This window comes from Bacillus cereus group sp. BfR-BA-01522 (assembly GCF_022662635.1).
In the GTDB taxonomy this organism is placed as follows: Bacteria; Bacillota; Bacilli; order Bacillales; family Bacillaceae_G; genus Bacillus_A; species Bacillus_A cytotoxicus.
This window is the reverse complement of sequence record NZ_JAKUDY010000011.1, coordinates 94,903-113,802: the sequence shown is the minus strand read 5'-3', so window position 1 is coordinate 113,802 and position 18,900 is coordinate 94,903. Positions and strand designations below refer to the sequence as shown.

Here is an 18,900-nt window from a genome sequence, read left to right as displayed (position 1 = left end):
TGATTTTAAATTAGTTTTTTGGTGCTTCTTTAATAGATTACAGCTACTCTTACTGGTTTGTCAAATTCAACTTTTTGTGTTTTCTCACCTTTTTTAACAGTAAGTTCTTTAACAAAGACAGAAGTTGAACCTTTTTCACCAAATAAACCAGTTTCATCAGCTACAACATTTGTATCTGCAGAAACAAATTTCACATCAGTTACAGTTGCACTTGCTTCAGTTGCAGGTACGTTATCAACAGATAGAATGTTTGCAAGCTCAGCTTTTAAATCAGCTTTTGGAGCCACATCTTTAAGAGTTGTGCTTGTAAATTCTACTGCTAGTTTTTTAGCAGCTGGTGCTGTATCAACAACTTTAAATGAGTGAGTTGTGATTAACTTACCATCTAATTTAACAGCTACTTTATAAGTTTCACCAGCTTTTACATCTGTACCAAGAGCAATTACACGGTTATCTTTTACAGAAATTTGTGCACTAGTTGCAGGTACTTCTTTACCTTCTTTATCTGTTGTTGTTACTTCTAATTCAGCATCTTCTGCACCTTTTAAAACTAAACCATTTGCATCAACTGGAAGAATCGAAACAGTCATTTCATTTTTCTTGTGTTCATCAGTAACATATTTATCTAATTCGTTCTCTAAACCACGAACTTCAAATTTAGAGAATAAACCTGGGTCTTTTAACTCTAATGCTAATTTAGCTTTAACTTCTTTTTCACCAGAAATAGCTGTTAATTCTACTGTGTATTTACCAGCTTCTTGGCCGTTAGAATTTACTACTAATTCTTTGTTTTTATAATCAGCTTTTAATGCATGTTTTGTTAGTTCTTTGCCATCTTTATCGTAAACTTTTACTTCTACTTTATCAGCATCAAAGTCTTTGCCATATTGGTCTAATACCGGTGCTTCTACTTTGAAGTCTGTTACATCTTTTGTAGAAAGAGTTAAGTTTGTTTTTTCTAATTTAATTTCGTTCATTGCTTTTTTAGCAAAAGTTTCGATTTCAACTGTTTTTGTAGCAAGTTCTTTACCGTTTTCATCTTTAACAGTTACTTTTACTGGCGCTTTTCCTGCACTTAGTACTGTTACCTTACCTGTAGCTTTATCTACCACTGCTACTTCTGTATTTAATGATTCATATTCAACTTTTCCAGTTGTTACCATATTAAATTGGTCTTTCAATTCTACTTGAACGTAAGCATTGTCGTCTTCATAAACTTTATTATTTTGTTTGAAATCTTTAGAAGTAAAGTCAGCTTTATTTTGTTCTGTAACTGTCCAATTAGAGATTGAAGCTACTGTAGCACCTTCAGCAGAAACTTTTACAGTTTTACTTTCAGCTACTACTTTATCGCCTTTTTTGTATACTGCTTTTACAGTAGTTGAAGTACCTTTTGCTAAAGTAATCTCACCGTTTTTAATTGTTCCTTCAGCAGCTGGAGTTTCAAATTCAATACCAGTTGGTGAAACAATTTCAGTACCGTTTTCATCAGTAACTTTGTATTGTAATTTAGTTGCTTTTCCAGCTACAACTGTTTGATCAGCCATTTCAATTGTTTTTGGTTCTAAAGAGCCAACAGTTACTTCTGTTTTACCAACATTATTTACATCTACAGTGTAAGTTTGTTTAGCTTCTAGTTTACCGTATAATTCAACTGTAGCAGTTGTTTTATCTTCAGATAAAGTTACATCTTTAACTAATACTTTATCGTTGTTAGCTTTGTTTGCTACCTTCACATCTTCTTTAGTTAATTTTTCAACAGCTTTGTCGAATTTAACTTCTAATTTTTGAGATGTAGCTACTTTTGCAGAGTCAACTTTTGCTGCTGCACCGAACTTCTTATCAGTGTTTGCAATAAATTGAGCTGCTTCTGCACGAGTTACAGATTTGTTTGGCTCCCAAGCGCTACCTGTACCTACAGAGATTCCTAATTCAACTAGGATGTTCGCTTTCTTTTCACCCCAATGATTTTTTAAGTCATCGAATTTCGTTTTTAATTCTCCACTTACTTTAGAATCTAATTTGTAAGCTCCTACAAGCATAGCTGCCATTGAAGCACGATCGATTTTTCCATTTGGATCGAATGTGCCGTCACCTTTACCTGCAACTACACCAGCTTTTTCTACAGCTGCGATGAATTTTGAAGCCCAGTGATCTTGAGCATCTTTGAAAGATGGTTTTGCATTTTCTTCAATTTTTAAGTTTAAAATTTGAGCCATCATTGTAGCTGCTTCTGCACGAGTTACTGTGCGGTCAGGAGCAAATGTACCGTCATCGTTACCTTTGATAGCACCTTTTTCTACTAAGTAGTAAACTGAGTCTTTTGACCAGTGATTTTCTACGTCTGGGAATGTTTTACCTGCTGCTGCTACTGGAGAAACAACGCCTGCTACCATTGCAGCTGTCATTGTACCAGCGATTACTTTTTTGTAAGAGTTATTCTTTGCCATTTTATCTATTTCCTCCTTCAGGAATGTAATACTAGCTTCATAATGTATGTATAAAAATGTATTTTTTGATAAATTATGAAACTAGTAAATATAATGTGTTAAAAATTCATCTTAATAGAATGAAAAAATCATCCATAAAGTAGAACAATAAACATAATACACCATTTTTGGATATTTTTAAACATTTTTCAACAGTTAATTTCGACAAAAATGGTAACATTTCAATTTCTTAAATATGTAATTTTCTATTTCTACGGAAAAATAACTTCCAATAAAATCAAAAAAATACATATATATAAAGGATTTCATCTAAATTACATTCGTATTCTTTAGATATATCTATATTCAACTATAACAGGTACAATCGTCATATTTCAACATCTAATTGTTACTATTTTTCGACTTTATACGACAAAACAGACTTCTTTTCGCGAAAAGCATATAAATAAAAAAGATCAAGGTGTCACAATCACCTTGATCTTTTTTATTCACTCACATTATTGATATATTTTTTCATAATCTAGAAGCTAGATTATCATATTGATTCGTTCTCTCATTCTTATATATTTTTAGTGTTATTTATAAAAGAGGGAATGACTTCTAAATTTTCGATTTCACTTCTCTTTTTGCCCCTTCTCTTGTATGTAAATCATAAATAATGTGCTTGGAAGCTTTTGAAATTTGTTCACGTAATTCTTCCACGCGCTGACCTAGTGTCAACTGTACATTTTCTTTTTGTTGAAGTTGTTTCATCGCCATGCTATATAATGTTTCCGCTGTCCAATCTCCATCTACGTTGCCAATGATCGGCTGATTCACTTGTTGTAAAAAGGAATCAATCTTTGGATCGTATGAAATACCAATCATAGGTATATTTGCTACTGCAGCAAATATAAGCGCATGGAGTCTCATTCCAATTAACAGGGAACATTCTGATAAAATAGCAATTTTTTCGTGAATATCCATTTTATACGGGAGCATATGAGCTTCTTCCCCCATTAAATTAATAATATCACGAGATGCATTTTGATCGAACGGTCCATGCATCGGTACAAACAAAATATGATAGCCCTCTTGCTTAAACTTCTTTAACGTTTCGGCTAACTTTCTCATATAATCTTCTTTTGCATCCCAGTAACGAACACTCACTGCAATCACTTTCCCCTGAACAGATTGCTTTTGTAACCAGCCTGAATGTTGCTGCTCTGGCTGACAAGCTAATACGGGGTCAGGGACAAGTTCAATACCTTTCTTAATACCAATTTCTTTTAAATACAGAAAAGAGTCTTCATCACGCACTGAGATATATTCTGCTTTTGACACATGCCATTTTACTAATAATCGATTTTGCTTCTTTGTAATGGGACCAATTCCTTGTGCATAAATATAGTACGGTTTCTTCAAAAAACGAGCTAAGCGCATAATACCTGTATAATATAAGATGCTTTTAATACTCGTTTTATCTTGTAATAAGCTACCGCCTCCACTAATGAGACCATTACTTTGTTTTATCTCGCGATAAATCGCTTTTATATCCCAGCGATTTACTGCTTCTACACCGTACATTTTCCTTGTATAGTCAGGATCATTGGAAAGTACAACAAGTTGAAGAGTAGGATCCTCTTCATGTAATGCCTTAATAATTGACTGCAAAATCGCTTCGTCCCCAACATTATAAAAACCGTAATATCCTGATAAAACTAACCGCACTCTTAATCTCCTCCAACATTTCGCAATCAACTCTTTTTGTACTTAAACAAATGGCCATCAACTCCTTGATAAAAAAGGTTTGATAACATAAAACTAATAGCTTCCCTACTAAAGCTATTCATTGCTTTTATCTATTCCGCATCAGCGGATATGAATCTCTACAAATGAGAGTACTAAATGTTCTATTTCCTTAAAAAGGATATCTGTTCTTTCGATATCCAGTCAAGTTTTAATGCACATAAACCATATAATAGCGTTGCCAAACAAAATGCGATTCCGCTGTATAAAAGCGCAAAAAATCTTGAATCCGTTACAGGTATGGTAGTAGATACCTCATATAAACCAAATCCTAAAATACAGGATACACAAATGACAGCAAAAAATCTGCCTATATGAATGGAATACGCAAGATATTTACGAATATACATTTGATTTACAATACAAATCAATATATATATAAACAGCGTGCTATAAGCTGCTCCGCTTATACCAAACTCTCCCACAAGTACAATATTGAATATAATCTTTACGAAACTTGCACAAATCACAATCCATGCAGCTTTCATCGAATGATTAATGCCTTGCAAAATACCTATTGATAATACCATAAGTGAAGTAAAATACGAACTACCAATCACAACGGCTAACATACCGCTCCCTTTCGCATCTGTAAACAAACCTACATTTAAAGGTACTGTTAACGCAATGAGCCAAACTGTCATAGGCATTGTTAAAACATGGGCAAGTTCTGTTGTACGCTGCACTGTTACTCTCGCTAACTGGGTGTCGTGCTTCGTTAAAGCTGACGTTAATAATGGAATTAGCGGAAATACCATAGCACTCGCAAACACGACAATTAATTGCGTAAAAGCAAAGCCGCGACTATATATACCAAATTGCGCATGAATCGTTTCAGAGGATTCATGCAGTAAACTCGGAATGGTAATGGAGTCTATTAAATTTAAAATGGGCATAGATAACGCGCCAATTGCAATCGGAATCGAAATGTGCAATATTCTCTTTCCATCTCGTTTCAAGTCTTGAAATGTGTATGTTTTCGTCTTATAACGATATGGACTTTTACTATACTGGACACGCAAGTATAGCAGTGAGCTCATTACGCCAAGAACCGCGCCAATCATCGCCCCACCTGTTACGACATCGCTACTTTCATTCCAAACAACACATACATACGCAATTGTCAGCATAAAAAACACGCGAACAAACTGTTCAATCACTTGTGACACGCCAGTTGGAGCCATATCTCCAAACCCTTGAAAATACCCGCGATATACTGCCATATACGGCGCAACCAAAAGTGCAAATGAAGTGATAATAAGTGACAGTCTTGTCTCTTGCCCTCCAAGCATATTAGCAATTGTGCTAGATCCAAGTACAATAACAACGCAGCCAATTAATCCAAATATACTGCCTATAATAGAGGCAGAAGTAAATAATTTCGCTATCCTTTCTTGCTCATTCTTTTCATGAAGTTCTGCTATTAATTTAGATATCGCTACTGGAACCCCGGCAACCGATAAAGTTAAAGCTATCATATATACAGGAAAAACAAGGCGAAAAATACCTAATACCTCATCTCCTGCAATGTTTTGTAATGGGATTTGAAAAAAACTTCCCAACAGCTTCGATAGAAACGTTGTAATCGTTAAAATCGCAGCCCCTTTAACGAACTTTTTATTCATGTTCCTTCTCTTTTCTTTTCATATATTGAATGAATTTTGAATATTTTTATCGAAATATTCAAATAGATAAAGTGTATACACAATATATATAAATTCACTTTCCGAGCATATAAACCATAGCCATGAAACAAAAAGAAAATTTACATTCATTTTCTTTTTCATTTCATATAACATAGCTGATAAAAACACTGACCACTTCTATATATAGTAGGATGTTCTCTTTCGAAATGCTCTTCAAAATTCGTACAAGCACCACCTTATCTCATTAAGTTATCATACCAAATTTCTCATATATTGAATACTCTCTTTCTTTTTCTATCGAAAATAAAATGTATGAAATGTAAGTTTATTACCCATATTTTTCTTCTATTTACTCCTTCTACTTTTTCTAGAGAAACATGTGATATAATGAAGCTATTGTCAGTAAGAGGAGTGTTACAAAATGCTGAATTCGGTAAAAAAGCTGTTAGGAGATTCTCAGAAAAGAAAGTTAAAAAAGTATGAACAACTCGTAAATAAAATAAATCAATTAGAACCGGACATGGAACGTTTATCAGATGAAGAATTGCGTCAAAAAACAACGATATTTCAAAATATGCTCCAAAACGGAAAAACAATTGATAATATAAAAGTAGAGGCATTCGCGGTTGTACGTGAAGCCGCAAAGCGCGTACTTGGCTTGCGTCACTATGATGTTCAGTTAATTGGAGGACTTGTATTATTAGAAGGAAATATCGCTGAAATGCCAACTGGTGAAGGGAAAACGCTCGTTTCTTCTTTACCGACATATGTGCGTGCTCTAGAAGGCAAAGGGGTTCATGTTATTACAGTAAACGATTATTTAGCAAAACGGGATAAAGAGTTAATCGGACAAGTGCATGAGTTTCTTGGTTTACAAGTTGGGCTAAACATCCCACAAATTGATCCATCTGAAAAGAAACTTGCCTATCAAGCTGATATTACATATGGTATCGGAACAGAATTCGGATTTGACTATCTTCGTGATAATATGGCTCCTTCCTTAGCAGATCAAGTACAACGCCCGTACCATTTTGCGATTATTGATGAAATCGATAGTGTCTTAATTGATGAAGCTAAAACACCACTTATTATCGCTGGAAAAAAATCAAGTAGTTCTGAATTACACTATTTATGTGCAAAGGTTATTCAATCATTTAAAGATACTTTGCATTATACATACGATGCAGAAACAAAATCTTCTAGTTTCACAGAGGAAGGAATTTCGAAAATAGAAGATTTATTTGATATTGATAACTTATATGATCTTGAACATCAAACATTGTATCATTATATGATTCAAGCGCTACGTGCGCATGTAACCTTCCAACGAGATGTTGACTACATTGTCCATGATGATAAGATTATGCTCGTTGATATTTTTACAGGGCGCGTGATGGATGGACGCTCTTTAAGCGATGGATTACATCAAGCAATTGAAGCAAAAGAAGGCTTACAAATTACAGAGGAAAATCAAACCCAAGCATCGATTACAATTCAAAACTTCTTCCGTATGTATCCTACATTATCTGGAATGACTGGTACAGCGAAAACGGAAGAAAAAGAATTCAACCGTGTGTATAATATGGAAGTGATCCCGATTCCAACGAATCGTCCTGTTATTCGTGAAGATAAAAAAGATGTCGTATACGTAACCGCTGACGCTAAATATAAAGCTGTGCGTGAAGAAGTCATCAAACGTCATAAAACGGGACAACCTATTTTAATTGGGACAATGTCCATTTTGCAATCCGAAACGGTTGCTCGTTATTTAGATGAAGCTGGATTGTCCTACCAGTTATTAAATGCTAAAAGCGCTGAGCAAGAAGCGGACTTAATTGCAACAGCCGGTCAAAAAGGACAAATTACAATTGCGACAAATATGGCTGGACGCGGAACCGATATTTTGCTAGGTGAAGGTGTTCATGAGCTTGGGGGATTGCATGTAATCGGTACAGAGCGCCATGAATCTCGCCGCGTTGATAACCAATTAAAGGGACGCGCTGGTCGACAAGGTGACCCTGGAAGTTCTCAGTTCTTCCTTTCATTAGAAGATGATTTAATCCAGCGCTTTGCACATGAAGAAGTGGAAAAGTTAAAAAAATCACTACAAGCAGACAGTTCAGGTCTTATTCAATCAGCAAAAATTCATGACTTTGTTAACCGTACACAATTAATTTGTGAAGGTAGCCATTTCTCTATGCGTGAATATAACTTAAAATTAGATGATGTGATTAATGATCAACGAAATGTCATTTATAAACTTCGCAATCGTTTCTTAAATGAGGAAACAGATATGATAGAAACTTTCATTCCGATGATTGAACATGCAGTCGATGCCATTGCAAAACAACATCTTCTAGAAGGAATGCTTCCGGAAGAATGGGATTTCACAAAATTAATAGCTGCTTTACAGGAAGTTTTACCATCTGAATCGTTCCCAGAACTATCGGCTAATAATATCCATTCTCCTGAAGATTTACAGGCTGAATTAAAAGATACAATTGCTGATTATATTGAGCGCGTCAAAGAACTAGATAGCCATACAGACTTACAACAGTCATTACGCCAAGTTGGTCTTCACTTCCTAGATCAAAACTGGATTAACCACTTAGAAGCAATGAACCATTTAAAAGAAGGTATTGGACTAAGACACTATCAACAAGAAGACCCGACACGCCTTTATCAAAAAGAAGGGCTGGAAATTTTCTTATATACATATAGCACTTTCGAAAAAGATATGTGCCGATATGTCGCACGTCACTTAACAGTGCCACAAAACGTATAATGAGGTGAAGTTTTATGCTGTCATTTTTAAAAAGAGCAAAGAAAAAAGGGAAGGATTCCGCTGTTTCAAGTGATCAATTATTTGGTCAAAAAGAAGCAACTCCCCAAAATAAAACAGTGAAACCTGTTCTATATTTTCATCCTAGCTGGGGGGAAGTAGCTCAAGAACAAAAATATATTTATCAGTTCTTACATAAAGAGTTACCACGTTTACAAGAAAATCAAATTTCTTTATCTGGGATTGAAATTGAAAAGCGTGAGGGCTCCTATGCTGTAGCTGCTTTTATTCGCAGCAGCATTTCGAAGCCAATTTCTTTCGAAGAAGTAACGTTATTACTATTAAATAAAGAGGATGAGCTGTGCGCACGTAAAACATTTAACTTATCAGACATTGGCGATATTCCTGCCAATGTAAATATGCCTTGGGTTTTCACATTCGATGAAGAAACAATTACCGATGCAGAATTATCTCAAACAGATTGGCAATTAGCATTCGAATTAGAGGGCGAGCATCGCTTAGATTTAGATCCGACTTGGGAAACACAACTATCTCCACAAGGTAAGGAAGCTTTACGCAACTTTGTAGAAAGTTTAACACCTCCTCAAAATGGTGAGTTAAACTTCTTAGGTTTACAAGCTGCTCAAAAAGAAAATGGCGATTTACATGCGACTATTTTAATCCGTAATGGCTGCAAGCGTAATATTCAACTAAAGCAGCTTCCACTTCATATCGAAGATGCATCTGGCGAAATAGTTGTGAAAGGTGCTTTTACATTACCAAACCTTGAAATTAAAGCAAATTCAACAAAACCGTGGTCATTTATCTTCCCTGTTTCTTTCGTACTGAAAAAAGAGATGGACTTATCCACATGGAAAGCAATTGTACCACAAGATTAATAAAATAAGAGAAGGCAGAGTAAACATGTCTTCCCTTATTTATTTCTATCATTAAAAGAGCCTATACAAAAGAATGGAGTCCCTCATCCTTTTGTATAGGCTCTTTTTCTATGTAAAATCTATTTTGTTACAAGTAAACGGTCAATATGATACTGTGCTTCTAATTTACACATTTCATCCACATGTTTTACCTTATGTTTCTTTAATTGTTCTTTCTGTTCTTCCGTCGGCTCTTCATTAATTAGCTCATTTATTTTCTCGTTTACTCTCATTGCTAATGCTTGATGGAAATCTGGATGTTCTTTTAGTTCACGATCTACTTTATGAAGCCAAGTCGATCTTGTGTATAAGTATTGTTTCCACTGCTCAACAAACTGTTGCATATCAAATTTTTCCGCATTCCACTCAATGTCTTTCATATACTGTTCAAAAGAAGCAACAATTGAGCGCGTAATCCCAATTTTTACACCATGTGGTAACTGTTTGTACATCAAATATTCCCTCCAGCTTAACGCTCCTCCAAATAAAAGGAAGATTAAATTCATATATTCTTAATGATAGCATATTGCTAATACAAAATGTTACTATACTGTCTAAAATTTTAAATGTCAACTTTAATATAAAATACTAATATATCGATATTAAAACCTTACAAACATAGATTCATATAAACACTGTATGTAGAAAGATAAAAAACAACTTTGACCACTACATATAATGATCTCTTCCATCTTTAGAAAAAGAACGCGCTATGCTATAATGAACAAATTAAATCTTATACTATATACTTTGGAGGCTTTATGCTAACTTTTGAAGAGAAATTATCAATTATCGAGTCCTTCCCGCAACTAGAAAGAAAAAATGTATCGTTAAAGCGCGTTAACTTTCACTTTGAAGAAAGTCGTTTAGATAAAAAGAACGTTGTCTATCATTTACACCCAAATGGAAATGGTTTCGTATATGCAAGTGGAATTAGCGGTTATAAAACAGATGATAAAGGCATGGTAAATATCCGCGATTTTTCAGCAGATGAACTGCGAACACTCATTCAAAAAGCAATTGAGCGGCTATCACATACCCCAGAAGAAATCGTGGTACAAGCTGCACCGGTAACAGAAGAGGAATGGCGGAATGAAGATGGTCATACGCTTACACTCATTCACGAAGACGATATGTGGAACGTGTACGCCAGCTTAAACTTAGATGGTACATTTAATTCCTATCCAGAAGCAGCGGAATACCTAGATGAAGAAGGCTTTTCACGTAAATAAGAATGAAACAGGAGCCCTTTGACTCCTGTTTTTCTTCTATTTCTTCGCACCTTTTAACGACTCACGGAGTATAAATTTTTGAAGCTTTCCGCTTGCATTTCGCGGAAGTTCATCGACAAATATATAATGGCGTGGACGCTTATAATCAGCCAATTGGTCGCTTTCTTTACAAAATTTTTCTAAATCAGCTGCTGTTACATACTCATCTTTTTTCACGATTACTGCAACAACACGTTCCCCCCACAATTCATCTGGTTCACCAAGAACAGCAACATCCAATACACCTGGATGACTATGAAGGAAATCTTCAATTTCACGCGGATAAATATTCACTCCACCGCTAATTACCATATCGTCTACACGATCAGCCACATATAAATAACCATCTCTATCTAAATATCCCAAATCACCTGAATGGTACCACCCCTTGTACAATGCTTTTGCTGTCGCCTCATCATGATTATGATAGCCCGCCATCATACATGGCCCACGCAAAATAATCTCCCCTACTTCATAAGGAAGTAATACATCATCTGGTTCAGATGGTCCCTCCTCATTCGGCTTCACAATGCGAATTTCATGACTAAAGCAAAGCGTCCCCGCAGAACCAGCTTTCGTAATTTGATCTTCTTCTACTAAAAAAGCAACGACTGGTCCCATTTCTGTCATACCATAAATTTGGACAAGATCAATAAAAAGACGCTCCTTGCATTCTTTCACAAGTGCCGGTGCCATTGCCGCGCCGCCATATATCCCAACCTTCATCGATTGTAATTCATACTGTGACAAATCCTCTTGTAACATCATATTCCACATCGTTGGCGCGGCAAAGAATGTTGTAATTTTTTCCGTTTCTATCGAATGTAATACTGTCTTTGTATCGAAGTGGTGTAAAATAACATTTTTTCCGCCGACTTGAATACGCGGCAAAATGCCAGCATTTAATTCTCCGCAGTGATAAAGCGGCGCTACCGAAAGCCCGATACTATCTCTGTTATACTTTAAGAAATATGTACAAATCATACTATGCTCTGCAATTTCACGATGACGATGTAACACGCCTTTAGGATGACCTGTTGTACCACTTGTATATAGCATAGAACAAAAGTCTATTTCTTCTACTACTATATCGACTTCTGTTGATGGTGCAGCCTGTACTTTTTCATGATATGACTCAGCATAATTCGGTTTGTCATCTTCTATATACCAAAAAGAACTGTTTGGGAAATCTTTTTCAATAGCGGCAACTGTTTGTTCAACAGCTTTTTCAAATACAACAACTTTTGAGGATGCATCTTGAAGAATATAAGCGACTTCTTTTGCTTTTAAGCGGAAATTAATTGGATTAAAGATTGCGCCGATTTTAGAACAAGCTAGGTAAACGTTTACAAATTCATGACAATTATATAAATAAACCGATACAGTATCCCCTTTTTTCACCCCTTCAGCTAATAAAGCATGCGCCGTTTTATTTACTTGTTCATCCCATTCTGTATATGTCCAGCGAATATTTCTTGCCGGTTCTACCAATGCTTCTTTATTTGGATACTTACCAACTGTTAAATCAAAAATTCTCCCAATCGTCATATACATGCCAAAATATGCCCCCTTTATACTTTCATAAATTTATCATTTCGTGTATAGATAGACATTTCCTTCACATTTTTACTTTCTTTTTCTGATGTTTCTCGACATGATCACCACTCGGGCTGTTATTGCCCTAAAATAGCGAAATAAAACATACATCATCACAGAAGCGGTCTCGATATATGAAATTATATCGGCGCAAGTAGCACTTTTATCGGCGATTGAGCACGAAATATCAGCGCAAAATGAAAAATATCGGCGATTCGACACGAAATATCGATCAGACGACAAAATTCGCCACCTCATCACTACCAAAAAAAGAGCCTATCCAAAAGGACAGACTTATTTTCGTTTAACAAAATAGTTCTTCTAAAATCTTTAGCTTATCTTCTGTATATTTTACATAGCCATCATTGTATGACTTTGGATCTTTCGGATTGGCAAAATACGTAATGGCTCCTGTTTTCGGATGAACAAATTTACTTGATGCACCGCAACCAAGACCAATAATAGACTGCACTTCTTCCATAATTACAATATTATAGAGGCTCTCTTGCGTTGGCATCGCATACCCTACATTCTCTAAGTTGCCTAAAATATTTTTTTGACGATATAAGTAGTATGGTACGTAATTATGTTTTTTCGTCCACTCTTCTGCTTCATGCATCATCGCAGTAATTTCTTCGCGACCAGCAACTTTATATTTGCGCTTATTTTGCGTCATTTCAGAAGCACGTTTAAATGATAGTGTGTGCACAGTTAATGATTCTGGCATTAACTTTTCCGTTTCAGCTAACGTATGCTGAAAGATTTCTAACCCTTCACCTGGAAGACCAATAATTAAGTCCATATTAATATTGTTCATTCCCATTTTACGTGCTAAATGATACTTCTCAATTGTCTCTTCTACTGTATGATGGCGCCCAATCGCCTTTAACGTTTCTTGATGGTACGACTGCGGATTAATGCTAATACGGTCAATATTCCATTTATTTAATACTTCTAGTTTTTCTGGTGTAATGGTATCTGGACGCCCTGCCTCAACCGTTACTTCACGCACATTTTCCACATTTGGAAAGGATTCATACATTTGTTCATACAACATATCCATCTCTTCTGCTGTAATACTTGTCGGTGTACCACCGCCGTAATAAATCGTCGTAACTTTAATTCCCTTTTCCTTTAAGAACGCACCAATTTCACGAATTTCATAATGCAAACCGCCTAAGAATGAATCAACAGAGCCTTGGCGCCCGTTAATCGCATAAGCCGGGAACGTACAATACGCACATTTCGTTGGACAAAACGGAATACCGATATAAATACTTACTTCTTCCTTTAAGCGATATAAATCAGGAATAACTGATAATTGACAATCGACGATGCGCTGCAATAATTTAATCTTTTCTTCATCAATTAAATAACTATCACGAAGTTCTTTATGCGCCTCTTCTTTTGACATACCACTTTGTAGCATTTTATGAAGAAGTTTTGTTGGACGTACCCCTGTTAAAATTCCCCAGCTCTGTTTTATTCCAGTTAGTTGCTGTAAAACTGAAAGATACACATAGGAAACAACATGCTTCACTTGTTTCATACGTTCTTTTTCTACTCCATAAGAAGATAAATCTTTAGAAAATGTTTGCTTATATACATTTCCTGTCACAACGTCTGTTAAACAGGCAGAAGCCATTACATTTCCTTCAATTTGTATATCAACAATAAGATTTGCCCCTTCTTTCTCAAACCCTATCGTACTCTCCTCAAAAAACAAGCCACTAATATGTTGTAGCGGACGTAAAAAACGATCATCTTGTAACGTTTTAATTGAAATTAACAACCCTTATCACCTTTTCATTTGTAAACTCTCTTTAGTTTACTTGAAGGGCGTTTTTAGGTCAATATAGAAGATTTTACTACTTTTTTATGTAAACCATGTATTGCATCCCCTCTTTTTCTCTTCCCATTAAATCACCATTTTATGTAACTCATAAATGCTTAACTTAACTAAAAAACGGACTATTATATGCCTATAATAGTCCGTTTAAATCAATCTAGTTATATTTTCTTTTATTCACTACTAACATTAATAGTCCTAGCACAAACAACACTCCACCTACATGTCCTCCATATGACATATGACCACCCGTCTGTGGCAATTGTTTTCCGCCACCTTTTGATGATCCATGTACTTCGGATTTCGCTTGTACTTGATGTTTTCCAAACCGACTTGTTTCTTCTGGCTGTGGTTGCCCTTCTAATTCATCCATTGTTTCCCATGTTTCTTCAGTTTCTTTTTCTTCATCCACGCCTTCTACTTGTGGTTTTTCTACTTTTGGATCCTGTAATTTCTCTTCTTCCTCTTCTTTTGCTGTTTCCAGCTCTGGGTGCTCTTCTTTTAACTCATCTGTTGTTTCCCATGTCTCTTCCATTCCCTGCTCTTCTGCTTTTGAATCGTTGAATTCCCTTCCTTCTGTTGTCTTCTCTTCACCCACGCCTTCCACTTGTGGTTTCTCTACTTTTGCATCGTGTAGTTTCTCTTCTTCCAATTCTTTCGCTGTTTCTGGCTCTAGTTCTGGGTGCTCTTCTTTTAATTCATCCGTTGTTTCCTCAGTTTCTTTCTCTTCACCCATACCTTCTACTTGTGGTTTCTCTACTTTTGGATCCTGTAATTTCTCTTCTTCCTCTTCTTCCAATTCTTTCGCTGTTTCCGGTTTTGGGTGCTCTTCTTTTAATTCATCTGTTGTTTCCCATGTCTCTTCGGTTTCTTTCTCTTCACCCATGCCTTCCACTTGTGGTTTCTCTTTATCTTTTTCCTGTCTATCCCCTTCAGCCTCACCATATAGTGTAATATTTTCAATTTGTTCAACTTCTGACATAGACACCGGTCTATGATTTTCTATCTCATATTTAATAGTATACTTATTTTTTAGATATTGAAGTTTCTCTCCTTCTTCAGTTATATCTACGTTATACATAATTGAAAATCTAGTAGCACTAGCTTTCTTTTTATTAAAAGTAATATTGAAAGTTGAATCATTCACAAATTTTATTGTTCCATATCCTTGGCTCTCAAAATCTTTTAATGTAAGACCTCTATATTCTGCACTGTTTTCAACCACTATATAAAAATGATCCTTCTTTAATTTTTGACCACCTTGTAAGCTATCAGTTATCGTAATATCTTTATTTAAAGTATCCTTATTATAATTGACCATCAAATACCACTGAACTTCATGGGTATTATCTGGATCTATATAACCTCCTTTGTAAGAAAATGGTCCTTTTTGCTCTTCACCATCACCATTACCACCACCGCTACTTGGACCTGTAATAGTTATGGTTTTCATTTCTAAAAGTGTTCCTAAGTTAGTTTGTATTTCTTTCTTCTGATCTACTTCTACATTTGTAACTTGAATATCAATACCAAATTTCCCTCTTATATTTGTATGCGTACTTACCTTTTCATTAAATGTACACTGCGCAATGCCTGATGATATTTCACAAACACCATAATCATCTAATGCGACTTTTTTATTAAATCCTTTTAGTTCTTGAGGTAAGGTTAATGTTAATACATCTCCAGGCTGTAAATCATAATTATCTTTTTCACTAAATTTCACAGTGATTTTCGTTCTTTGTCCATAATATAAATCTGTGCTCTCAAACTCGATACTATCTACAAATCCCACTGAATTTAATTCTTGTGCCTTTGCAGTGATTGGCATGAAACTTTGTGACATAATAACAACAAAGACTAAAAATAGTACAAACCATTTTTTTGAGTTCATAAAATCCCCCCTTTTATTGCCATTGGGATAAGATATTCCAAAAACTTCTACAAGAAAAAAGATATTAAACTAACTGAACTGGAAAATAAATCCTAAAACTCATAATAAGGAGCCATCACCCCACAACTTCCCTATTATAAATGAATATTATGGAAATGTCAGGCTTAATTTGGGAATTTTTCACGAAATTTGTATGGCTAAAAAAAGAAACTTTATTCATAGACAGACACCACTGAAAAAGACCATTTCATAAGAAAAAGGAGTCTATCACCTGTTATATACAGGTGATAGACTCCTATACTTCACATTTTGATGAAATCCATTTTATTTTTTGCAAGGTGCCCACTGATTATGCGTTCCCACCTACCTTCCTTGTTCCTCTCTGAACTTTAAGATAGAAGTCTTACTGCCTGTAAATAGCAAGGTTAAAACTATTAACGATATTTCTTCTTTTCTCACCGTTTTGGCATTTGCGTATGATTTTTTAAAAACGGAAGTGGGAATTGTTTACGGAAATGCTCTTTAATCATGTACTGCACACCATTTTCATTATTAGAACGCGTAATCCAGTCTGCTGCTTGTTTGAGCGGAAGAGGTGCATTTCCCATCGCTACCCCTAGGCCTACATGTTCAATCACTTCAAGATCTTCTAAACTATCTCCAATCGCTACCATTTCATTTACATGAATACCGAGATGCTCCCCTAATACTTGTAATCCACTTAATTTTGATACATGAGACGGTAGGATTTCTAACCTTCTTGTATCACACTCCACATATTCTATATCTGCAAATGCTTTCTGCAATGTCTTAAACGCTCGTTCCTTTTCTCCCTGGCTATGAAAGATGACATCAATTTTAGGAGCTGCCACAGGATGATCGCGCAGCGCATCCCCTAATGAATCGACAAATTGAACGGGATAAAAGAGCGGGTCTGCACTCGATAACACAGTGCGCGCAATTAAATTTGGGGTATTGCGTTCCCTGTTCCCAATTGAAAAGCGCTCATGTGAAATCCGAATATTACATTCAAAATGTTCTAATACTTGCACAATATTAAAAGTCTTTTCTTCAGATAGTCGTTTTTGCATGAATGGCTTATCTAATGTTGCTGAAATAAACGCGCCACCATGCGTAACTAATATAGAATCTAACTTTAAAGATTTCGCTATTTTATGAGCCGATTGAAAATTACGATTTGTAAATAATGTCACATATACGCCTTTTCTTTTTACAAAATCAACGGCTTCTCTTGTGCCTTTTGGGATTTTACCATTGTTCTGTAATAGCGTCCCATCTATATTAAGAGCCAATAAGCGATAAATCATGACACATTCCTCCTCTTAGCTGCTTTACCCTATCCATAATTTATGAAAGAAATATGCGAAATAGAACGAGTTAGAATTACTACTATAAATTTGGTTTAATATAAAGAGAAACCTTCATTTATGAAAAGTTTCTTCATCTCTCACGAATTAGACTCTCTTGCGAATCGAGCTTTTACAGGTACCAAAAACATATATCATCAAGAAAGGAGCGATGAACATGAAAGCACCTCCTCCCTTTTATGAAGGTGATACATTGGACGTTGCGAAAAAATTGCTTGGACAGAAACTTGTCCATATCGTAGATGGAGTGAAACGAAGCGGATATATCGTTGAAGTAGAAGCATATAAAGGACCGGATGATAAAGCCGCACACAGTTATGGAGGGCGACGAACAGAACGAACGGAAATTATGTTTGGTGCACCAGGACATGCTTATGTATATCTTATTTACGGTATGTATCATTGTTTTAATGTAATTACCGCACCAGTTGGTATCCCCCAAGGCGTTCTCATTCGGGCATTAGAGCCAGCCGAGGGAGTAAAAGAAATGAAACTGGCACGATATGGAAAGATGGAACTGACGAAAACACAATATAAAAATTTGACGAATGGACCTGGTAAGTTATGCCGCGCGCTTAACATTACGTTAGAAGAACGTGGACTCTCTTTACAAGGAGACAAACTATATATTGAATTAGTGCCTGAATCACAGCACCTCTCTTCTCAATATGAAATAGTAAAAGGCCCGCGCATTAATATTGATTACGCAGAAGAAGCTGTCCATTACCCTTGGCGATTTTATTTTCAAAACAACCCATTTATTTCCAAATAAAAAAGAAGCAGGATATCATTTTCCCTCCTGCTTCTTTTTTCAGCATTCACTTCTTTTCACTCCGCACCTTCTACAGTCGCAATGTCGTCTTTAAAATTTTCTCTCGATAAATTAGCTGTTTCTAGGAGCACTAAAGCATATGTGCTTTTTAGCAAATATAACGGCATTTCTTCATCCTATATTAGCATTTCGGTACAAGCGATCAACTAACCAACACAATTCGCACCTCACTGCTACTAAAACATATAAACAAAAAAAGCCGCCCAAAAGTTATACTTTTGAGGCAGGCTCGTCTCAAAACAGACAATACATAAAAATAAAGTTTCACTACAATCAGAGTAACTCGTTTTAAAAATTGTACGCTATTTCTTTTCATATTTTTTAAAACATGTAGGGAATTATGAGAAATAGCTAAGGAAAATAAGAGTTAACTTTTATCGTCATAATGGAACTTATGGAAGAAATGCAAGCGTCCAATTTTCTTCGAGTTATTGCTCTTCCTGTAATTATAGGATACGTTATCCTT

General features: G+C 35.6%; 12 protein-coding genes. 4 read left to right on the top strand and 8 right to left on the bottom strand.

Features of this window, described 5'->3' with window-relative positions; all coding sequences use genetic code 11:
- Positions 1-29: 29 nt before the first annotated feature.
- The 3 genes from MR059_RS15970 to MR059_RS15960 form a co-directional block, all read right to left on the bottom strand.
- A complete protein-coding gene (locus tag MR059_RS15970; protein ID WP_242161891.1) occupies positions 30-2,450 on the bottom strand; it encodes an S-layer homology domain-containing protein in 2,421 nt (806 codons plus the stop codon).
- Between the two features lie 600 nt (positions 2,451-3,050).
- Entirely contained in the window at positions 3,051-4,160 is a 1,110-nt protein-coding gene (csaB, locus tag MR059_RS15965; RefSeq protein WP_011983814.1) for a polysaccharide pyruvyl transferase CsaB, read from the bottom strand.
- Positions 4,161-4,342: 182 nt separating this feature from the next.
- Positions 4,343-5,863 carry a putative polysaccharide biosynthesis protein gene (locus tag MR059_RS15960; protein ID WP_011983813.1) on the bottom strand — a complete coding sequence of 507 codons (1,521 nt, stop codon included), beginning with the start codon at positions 5,861-5,863 and terminating at the stop codon, positions 4,343-4,345.
- 442 nt (positions 5,864-6,305) lie between these two features.
- Here MR059_RS15960 and secA2 point away from each other — a divergent pair, with 442 nt between their 5' ends.
- Positions 6,306-8,669 carry an accessory Sec system translocase SecA2 gene (secA2, locus tag MR059_RS15955; protein WP_011983812.1) on the top strand — a complete coding sequence of 788 codons (2,364 nt, stop codon included), beginning with the start codon at positions 6,306-6,308 and terminating at the stop codon, positions 8,667-8,669.
- Between the two features lie 14 nt (positions 8,670-8,683).
- A complete protein-coding gene (locus MR059_RS15950) occupies positions 8,684-9,565 on the top strand; it encodes an accessory Sec system S-layer assembly protein (protein ID WP_011983811.1) in 882 nt (293 codons plus the stop codon).
- Positions 9,566-9,684: 119 nt separating this feature from the next.
- Here MR059_RS15950 and MR059_RS15945 read toward each other — a convergent pair whose 3' ends face one another.
- On the bottom strand, positions 9,685-10,056 hold the full coding sequence (locus MR059_RS15945; RefSeq protein ID WP_011983810.1) for a hypothetical protein: 372 nt from the start codon (positions 10,054-10,056) through the stop codon (positions 9,685-9,687).
- Positions 10,057-10,365: 309 nt separating this feature from the next.
- Here MR059_RS15945 and MR059_RS15940 point away from each other — a divergent pair, with 309 nt between their 5' ends.
- Entirely contained in the window at positions 10,366-10,836 is a 471-nt protein-coding gene (locus tag MR059_RS15940) for a hypothetical protein (RefSeq protein WP_011983809.1), read from the top strand.
- Positions 10,837-10,872: 36 nt separating this feature from the next.
- Here MR059_RS15940 and MR059_RS15935 read toward each other — a convergent pair whose 3' ends face one another.
- From MR059_RS15935 to MR059_RS15920, 4 genes are all read right to left on the bottom strand, one after another.
- Positions 10,873-12,429, bottom strand: a complete 1,557-nt coding sequence (locus MR059_RS15935) for a fatty acid--CoA ligase (RefSeq protein WP_011983808.1) — start codon at positions 12,427-12,429, stop codon at positions 10,873-10,875.
- A 346-nt stretch (positions 12,430-12,775) separates the two neighbouring features.
- The gene (locus MR059_RS15930) at positions 12,776-14,263 is read right to left on the bottom strand and encodes a coproporphyrinogen III oxidase (protein WP_011983807.1); all 1,488 of its coding nucleotides are present in this window, start codon (positions 14,261-14,263) and stop codon (positions 12,776-12,778) included.
- Between the two features lie 214 nt (positions 14,264-14,477).
- On the bottom strand, positions 14,478-16,214 hold the full coding sequence (locus MR059_RS15925) for a collagen binding domain-containing protein (protein WP_242161890.1): 1,737 nt from the start codon (positions 16,212-16,214) through the stop codon (positions 14,478-14,480).
- A 455-nt stretch (positions 16,215-16,669) separates the two neighbouring features.
- The gene (locus tag MR059_RS15920) at positions 16,670-17,542 is read right to left on the bottom strand and encodes a Cof-type HAD-IIB family hydrolase (RefSeq protein WP_011983805.1); all 873 of its coding nucleotides are present in this window, start codon (positions 17,540-17,542) and stop codon (positions 16,670-16,672) included.
- 217 nt (positions 17,543-17,759) lie between these two features.
- Between MR059_RS15920 and MR059_RS15915 the strand changes: the two genes are divergently transcribed.
- Complete coding sequence (locus tag MR059_RS15915; RefSeq protein ID WP_011983804.1) at positions 17,760-18,374, top strand: DNA-3-methyladenine glycosylase; 615 nt, start codon at positions 17,760-17,762, stop codon at positions 18,372-18,374.
- Positions 18,375-18,900: the final 526 nt, after the last annotated feature.